General features: G+C 74.2%; 5 protein-coding genes. 4 read left to right on the forward strand and 1 reads right to left on the reverse strand.

The features are described 5' to 3' along the window. Nucleotides 1–46: 46 nt before the first annotated feature. The 4 genes from CCN56_RS18455 to CCN56_RS18470 all read left to right on the forward strand — a co-directional run bounded on the left by CCN56_RS18455 (nt 47) and on the right by CCN56_RS18470 (nt 5,694). On the forward strand, nt 47–2,722 hold the full coding sequence (locus CCN56_RS18455) for an ATP-binding cassette domain-containing protein (protein ID WP_373412866.1): 2,676 nt from the start codon (nt 47–49) through the stop codon (nt 2,720–2,722). A gap of 93 nt (nt 2,723–2,815) precedes the next feature. After that, the gene (locus tag CCN56_RS18460; RefSeq protein WP_086828230.1) at nt 2,816–3,460 is read left to right on the forward strand and encodes a hypothetical protein; all 645 of its coding nucleotides are present in this window, start codon (nt 2,816–2,818) and stop codon (nt 3,458–3,460) included. Then, the gene (locus CCN56_RS18465; RefSeq protein WP_256962030.1) at nt 3,457–4,518 is read left to right on the forward strand and encodes a serine/threonine-protein kinase; all 1,062 of its coding nucleotides are present in this window, start codon (nt 3,457–3,459) and stop codon (nt 4,516–4,518) included. The genes CCN56_RS18460 and CCN56_RS18465 overlap by 4 nt, the downstream gene beginning before the upstream one ends. 63 nt (nt 4,519–4,581) lie before the next feature. Continuing rightward, nucleotides 4,582–5,694 carry a hypothetical protein gene (locus CCN56_RS18470; protein WP_086828232.1) on the forward strand — a complete coding sequence of 371 codons (1,113 nt, stop codon included), beginning with the start codon at nt 4,582–4,584 and terminating at the stop codon, nt 5,692–5,694. Here the strand turns inward: CCN56_RS18470 and CCN56_RS18475 are convergent. Then, nucleotides 5,676–6,824 (reverse strand): streptophobe family protein (locus CCN56_RS18475; RefSeq protein ID WP_086828233.1); only part of this gene is annotated, 1,149 nt, incomplete at its 5' end. The two genes, CCN56_RS18470 and CCN56_RS18475, sit on opposite strands and share 19 nt — an antisense overlap.

The following is a 6,824-nucleotide window of genomic DNA, read 5'->3' on the forward strand; positions in this document are numbered from 1 at the left end:
CAGGGCTGCCTTCAGGAGGGCCGCGCGCGTGCGGGGCCGTCGCCTGGTGACACCTTTCGGCACGGGTGCTTCCTCCTCGTCGGACACGCCTTCGGGGCCGCTCGCGCGGCGGACGCCCACCCTACCGGCGTCCTCATCCCGGGCGTCCTGGCACCACGCGGTGCTCAGCGCCGCCGGCGGCCACTGGACGCTGGCGGACGAGGGCAGTACGAACGGCACCTTCGCGGACGGTCTGCGGGTGGCCCGGCCGCGCGAGGTCGGTCCCGGGACGGTCGTACGCTTCGGGCATCCGGACGACGGGCCGCGCGCGGTCCTCCTGACCGGTGCCCCGGACCGGGCGGCTGACCGGCAGGCGGAACCCCGCGCCGTACCGGAGCCCCCTCCCGCGTTCCCGGCGGAGCCCGTACCGGAGCCGGAGGCCCCGCCCCTGCTGCCGCCGCCACCGCCTCCGGAGGCCGTACGGGATCTGCCTCCAGAGGCCGTACGAGACCTGCCGCCGGAAGCCGTACGGGATCTGCCGCCCGAGGCCGTACGGGACCTGCCTCCGGAAGCCGTACGGGATCTGCCTCCGGAAGCCGCGCTCGCGCCCCTGCGGGAGCCCGCTCCAGAGGCCCCGCCGCTCCCCCTGCCGGAGCCTTCCGAGGTGCGCCCCGGCCGGCCCGTGACGCCGCGGCCCCCCTCCGTCCGGCATCCGGCCGCGACCGGCACCTTCCGGCAGCCGACGTCCGTGCGGCCGCTGCCCGCCCACAGCATCCGGATCGGGCGTGCCCCCGACAACGACGTGGTCGTCGCCGACCTCGTCGTCTCCCGGCGGCACGCCGAACTCCGCGCCCATCCCGACGGCACCTACTGGATCCACGACCTCGGCAGCCACAACGGCACCTTCCTCAACGGCGCTCCCGTCGTCGACGCCCGGGTGACGTCGGAGGACATCGTCGGCATCGGCCGGGCCGCGTTCTGTCTGATCGGCGGGCAGCTCGTCGAGTTCACCGACACCGGCGAGGTGTCCCTCGACGTCCGCTCGCTCGCGGTGACCGTCGACCACGGGCGCAAGACCCTCCTCGACGAGGTGTCGTTCCCGGTGGGCCAGAAGTGCCTGCTCGCGGTCGTCGGCCCGTCCGGTGCCGGGAAGTCGACGCTCCTGGGCGCGCTCACCGGCCAGCGCCCGGCCGACCGGGGCACGGTGCTCTACGACGGCCGTGACCTCTACCGGGACTACGCCGAGCTGCGCCAGCGCATCGGGCTCGTCCCGCAGGACGACATCCTGCACCTCCAGCTGACCGTCCGCCGGGCCCTCGGGTACGCCGCCGAGCTCCGCTTCCCCGAGGACACCGTGGCGTCCGAACGGCGGGCCCGAGTCGACGAGGTGATCCGGGAGCTCGGGCTCGTGGAGCGCGCCGAGCAGCCGATCCACAGCCTCTCCGGCGGCCAGCGCAAGCGGGTCAGCGTCGCCCTCGAACTGCTCACGAAGCCCTCCCTGCTCTTCCTCGACGAGCCGACCTCGGGTCTCGACCCGGGCATGGACCGCTCCGTGATGCACATGCTGCGCGGGCTCGCCGACGACGGCCGCACGGTCGTCGTGGTCACCCACAGCGTGCTCAGCCTCGACGTGTGCGACCGGCTGCTCGTGCTCGCGCCGGGCGGCCGGGTCGCGTACTACGGGCCGCCCGCCGACACCCTCGGCTTCTTCGGCTTCGAGCAGTGGCCGGAGGCCTTCGAGGCATTCGAGAACGACCGGGACCGCGACTGGGCCGAGCAGTACCGGACCTCCCGATTCCACCGCCGGTACGTCGCGGACCCGATGGCCCACCCCGACGTCCCCGCGCCCGCCGTGCCCGCCGTGCCCGCCGGCGCCCCCGGGCCCGCCGACGGCCGGGCGGCCGCGGAGCCCGGGCCGCCGCCGAAGGCGCAGAGCTGGGGCTCCCAGCTGCGGACGCTCGTACGCCGGTACGCGGCGGCGCTCTCCGCCGACCGGACCTTCCTCGCCATCATGATCGCCCTGCCGTTCGTGATGGGCGCGATGGCCCGGGCCCTGTCCGAGGGCAGCCTCAACCCCGAGTCGACGCTGAACGTGCTGCTCATCCTCTGCGTGGGCGCGGTCCTCACGGGCGCGGCGAACGCGGTGCGCGAACTGGTCAAGGAGCGCACGATCTACCGGCGCGAGAGAGCCGTCGGCCTGTCCCGCTCCGCCTACCTCGCCTCCAAGGTGGTGGTCCTCGGACTGATCACGGTCGTGCAGGCGGTGGTCCTGACCCTGGTCGCCCTGATCGGCGTGCCGCTGAACGTGCCCGGCGGCAAGGGCGTCCTGATGCCGCCGCTCGTGGAGATCACCCTCGCGGTCGCGCTCCTCGCCTTCACGGCGATGATGCTCGGCCTGCTGGTCTCGGCGCTCGTCCGCAAGGAGGAGGTGACGATGCCGCTGCTCGTCCTCCTCGCGATCGTGCAGGTGGTGTTCTGCGGGGCGCTGCTCAAGGTGCGCGGCACGCCCGTCCTGGAGCAGCTGGCCTGGCTGGTGCCCTCGCGGTGGGCGTTCGCGGCGATGGGCGCGACGATCGACATCGGGAGGATCGCGCCGAGCGAGAAGACCGCCGATCCGCTGATGCGGCACACGGCGGAGGCCTGGCTGCTCGACATGGGCGTGATGGTGGTGCTCTGCCTCGTCCTCGCTCTGGCCGTGGCCCGGCTGCTGCGGCGCCACGAGCCGGTCGTGATGCGGAGGTAGGCCTGTGAGCGTCCGCGTGACGGAGGTGGGGCCCGGTGAGCATCCTCGTGACGGAGGTGGGGCCGTGAGCGTCCCCGTGAGGGAGGTGAGGCCGTGAGCGTCCCCGTGTCCGAGTACGACGTGCCGGACTTCCGGCCCACCCATGTGGTGCCGCGCTCCGGGCTCTCCGCCTGGGAGGCGCCCGATCCCGAGCTGCCCACGACGCCCCTCGACGCCTTCCTGCCCGTACGGCTCGTGGAGCGGACCGGCGACTGGGGGCGGGTGCTGTGCTCGAACGGCTGGACCGCGTGGGTCGACGCCCGCCTGCTCGTGAGCGTGCCGGACGACCCTCCGGCGGCGGGCCGGCCGCTGACCAGAACCGCCGATCCCCGGCCGCTCATCGCCCGCGCCGAGGACGCGCTCGGCCGCTATCGGCGGGCGGCGGAGGAGCTGGGCGCGGGCCGGCTCGACGGCGAGGGCTTCCGGCTGCGGACCCGCGGCCTGCGGGTCGGCATGGTCGTCGACGGCGAGTCGGTCTGGCTGTACGACGCGGAGCACGAACGCTGGGTGTACTGCGACGGCGTCGGGCTCAGTACGTACGCGGCGTCGGCGGCGCCCTCGGCCGAACCCGTCCAGGAGCCCGGGGAGCCGGGACACGAACCGACGCAGGTGGTGCCCCAGGTGGATCCGGCGGTGGTGGCCGGGCCGCCGCCGACGCAGGTCGTGGGGCCGACCGGACCGGCGGGTGAGGACCGATGACGGCCGTCGGGGCGCACGGGGACGCGGAGATCCCGGCGGGCCGGCCCTCGGGGCTGCTCGGCAAGGAGATCGCGGGCTACCGCGTGGAGAGCGAGATCGGGCGCGGTGGCATGGCGGTCGTGTACCGGGCCAGGGACCTGCGTCTCGACCGTACGGTGGCGCTGAAGCTCCTTGCGCCCGAGCTGGCCCGCAACGACACCTTCCGCAAGCGCTTCGCGCACGAGTCGCGGGTCGCCGCCTCGATCGACCACCCGCACATCGTGCCGGTCTTCGAGGCGGGTGAGACGGAGGGCGTCCTGTACATCGCCATGCGGTACGTGGCGGGGCAGGACCTGGCGGCCCTCCTCGGCCGCGAGGGGCCGCTGCCGCCGGTGAAGGCGGGCCGGATCGCGGCGCAGGTGGCCTCGGCCCTGGACGCGGCGCACGCGCACGACCTGGTGCACCGGGACGTGAAGCCCGGCAACATCCTGGTCGCCGAGGGCACCGACGGCGACCACCCGGAGCACGTGTACCTGACCGACTTCGGCCTGACGAAGAAATCCCTCTCGCTGACGGGCTTCACGACGGTGGGCGAGTTCGTCGGAACCCTCGACTACGTGGCGCCGGAGCAGATCTCGGGCAAGCCGGTGGACGGCCGGTGCGATGTGTACAGCCTGGCGTGCGTGGTCTTCGAGACCCTGGTGGGGGCGCCGCCGTTCCGCCGCGACAACGACTGGGCGGTGCTGTGGGCGCAGCAGTACGATCCGCCGCCGCCGCTCTCTGAGGTGCGGCCGGGGCTGCCGTCGGCGGCGGACGCGGTGTTCGCGCGGGCGCTGGCGAAGACGCCCGAGGAGCGGTACGGGACGTGCCTGGGGTTCGTCGCCGAGCTGCGCGCCGCCCTGGCGGACGCGGCCGGCGGCGGTCCGGTGGCGCCCAGGGGCCCGCGGCGGCCCGGCGCGCCGCCCGCCCCGCCCGCGTGGGCGCGACCGGTCTTCCGGGAGCTCGACCGGGGGGCGCCTTTCGGATCGGGCCGGATCAGCCGGATCGGGGAGACAGGTCCTCGGCCGTCACCGCTCTGACCTCGCCTTATCGTTGGCCTGAGCTATTGCGGAGAGTGATCGACTCGGGGATGATTCCCCGCCGTGACCATCCTCCTCACCGTCGTACTCGGTGTGTTCCTGATCGTGCTCTACCGTCTCTTCGTCTCCCCCGGCCGTGCCGCCGACTGGGCCGGGGAGCATTTCGTGGCCTCCCACTACGGCCTGCCGCCGCGTGAGGTGCTCGACCCGCAGCGCCCCGGCCCGCCGCCGCCGGCCCACCGGACGGAGGAGCGGCAGTCCGTGGCCCACGCCGCGTGGGAAGGGGACTGGCGGGCCGCCGAACGGTACGTCACGGCCGCGGGCGACGACTGGGACGAGCGCTGGGCCCGGCTCGAACTCCTGCAGCAGATCGCCCAGGAGGACGACGCCTGGCTCGACGCGTGGCGCGCGGCCGAGCCGGGGAACTGCGACGCGGCCACCCTCCACGCGCGCATCACGGTCCACCGCGCCTGGGAGATCCGGGGCGGCGGGTACGCCCACGAGGTCCCGACCTCGGACATGGACCGCTTCCGCGCCATGCTCCCGGCCGCGATCGAGGAGGCGCGGCGGGCCGCGCTGCTCGACCCCGCGAACCCGGGCCCCTGGGTGGTCATGATCACGGCAGCGCGCGGAGCCCAGTACAAGCGGGCGGAGTTCAAGCCTCTCTGGGAAGGCCTCGTCGCCCGGGCGCCCCACCACTACGAGGGGCACTCGCAGGCCCTGCAGTACTGGTGCGCCAAGTGGTTCGGCAGCGACCGGCGGATGATGCGGTTCGCCGGCCGGGCGGTCCGCAAGGCCCCGCCCGGCAGCCCGCTCGCCGGGATCTATCTGCAGGCCCTGAACGAACTGACCGACCGGCCCGCCGCCGCGGCGCTGCCCGCCACGCCCATGACGAGGAGCCGGCTGAAGCGGATCGCCGCCTCCTTCGACACGGTCGCGCCCGATGACGAGCGCCTGCCGGTCCTGCGCCATCTGCTGGCGCACTACATGCTCCGGTCGATGATGTACGGGCCCGCCCTGGAGCAGTTCCGGCTGATCGGACCGTGGTGCGGCGCCCAGCCGTGGCGCAGGAACGGGAATCCGGTCGTGGCCTTCGAAACGGCCCGAGGCACGGCCGCGAAGCTCTCCCGGACCCGCCCCGCCGCGACCTCGCAGGCCTACGGGATGGGTCGCTGACCAGGGCCTTCCGACCCTGATCCGCCGGACAGGCCCTGATCGACCTCGCCCTTGCGGTGGACCCGGGTGGCGAGGAGGCCGCCGAGGAAGCCCGCGACGAGGCCCCAGAGGAGCGCGAAGCCGACCGTCTTCCAGATGTCCGGGCGGAGCAGGACCTCGCCGCCGAGGGAGGCGAGGTCGCCGATGCCGAGGACCGAGAGGCCGAAGCGGGCCTCGACCAGGGTGAGCGGCGCGGCGACCAGCATGGCGAGGGCGAAGGCGATGCCCAGGTGCAGGGAGTGCTGCCAGAGGGAGGTGCGGGCCGGGGAGCGGACGGCCGCCACGAACGCGGCCGCGAGCACCAGGACGGCCGCGATGGGCAGCAGCCACCACGCGCGCGCGTCCTGCGCGGCGAGCGAGGACAGGTCGACGGTCGAGAGGTCCGGGCTGTCGCCCTTGCTCCGCAGGACGGCGTCGAGGATCTGCGGCATGGGCAGGCCGAAGGGTCCTTCCGCCCTGCCCTGCCAGGAGCCGCCGATGCCCACGCCGAGCGCGATCCAGGTGATGTTGGGGAGGCCGAGGAGGAGCACGGCGAGGGTCTCGGCGGCGTGGCCCTTGGTCGCCGCGACGACGATCCCGATGACCAGGCCCACGAGGACGTACGCGAGGAGCAGCAGGAGCATCGCGAAGGCCGCGGGGCGTACGGGTTCGTGGTAGCGGACGAGCCGGGACGGCAGCGGGGTCCTGCGGGAGACGAGGAGGGCGACGGCGAGCACGCCGAGGATCCACAGGAGCCCGTAGAAGAGCGTGGGTCCGAGGTCGGTGCGGAAGCCGACGGTCGGGTTCGTGGCGTCGAGGAGTTCGCCGAAGAGGTCCATGAGGGACCCCGTGGAGTCGCCTCCGCCGAGGGTGAGGGGGAAGTCGTGCCGGGCGAGGGCCGAGAGGCCCGCGAGGGCGACCAGCCAGAGCACGACGACGCTCGCCGCGCGGAGCAGGAGTTCGCGGGTGCCGGTCACCGCGTGGTGGCGCAGCGGGCGCAGGAAGCAGAAGCCGGTGACCAGTGCGCCCACCAGGGTGACGGTGAGCGGCATGGCGGTCAGTTCGGCCTGGGTGCCGGCGACGCGGGCGCCCTCGCCGGCACCCAGGCCGAA

The sequence above is a fragment of the Streptomyces sp. NRRL B-24572 genome (genome assembly GCF_002156145.1).
Taxonomy (GTDB): Bacteria; Actinomycetota; Actinomycetes; order Streptomycetales; family Streptomycetaceae; genus Streptomyces; species Streptomyces vietnamensis.

Coding starts and splice junctions, on each gene's coding strand:
- CCN56_RS18465 (WP_256962030.1), top strand. CDS start 3,457: ATGACGGCCGTCGGGGCGCACGGGGACGCGGAGATCCCGGCGGGCCGG.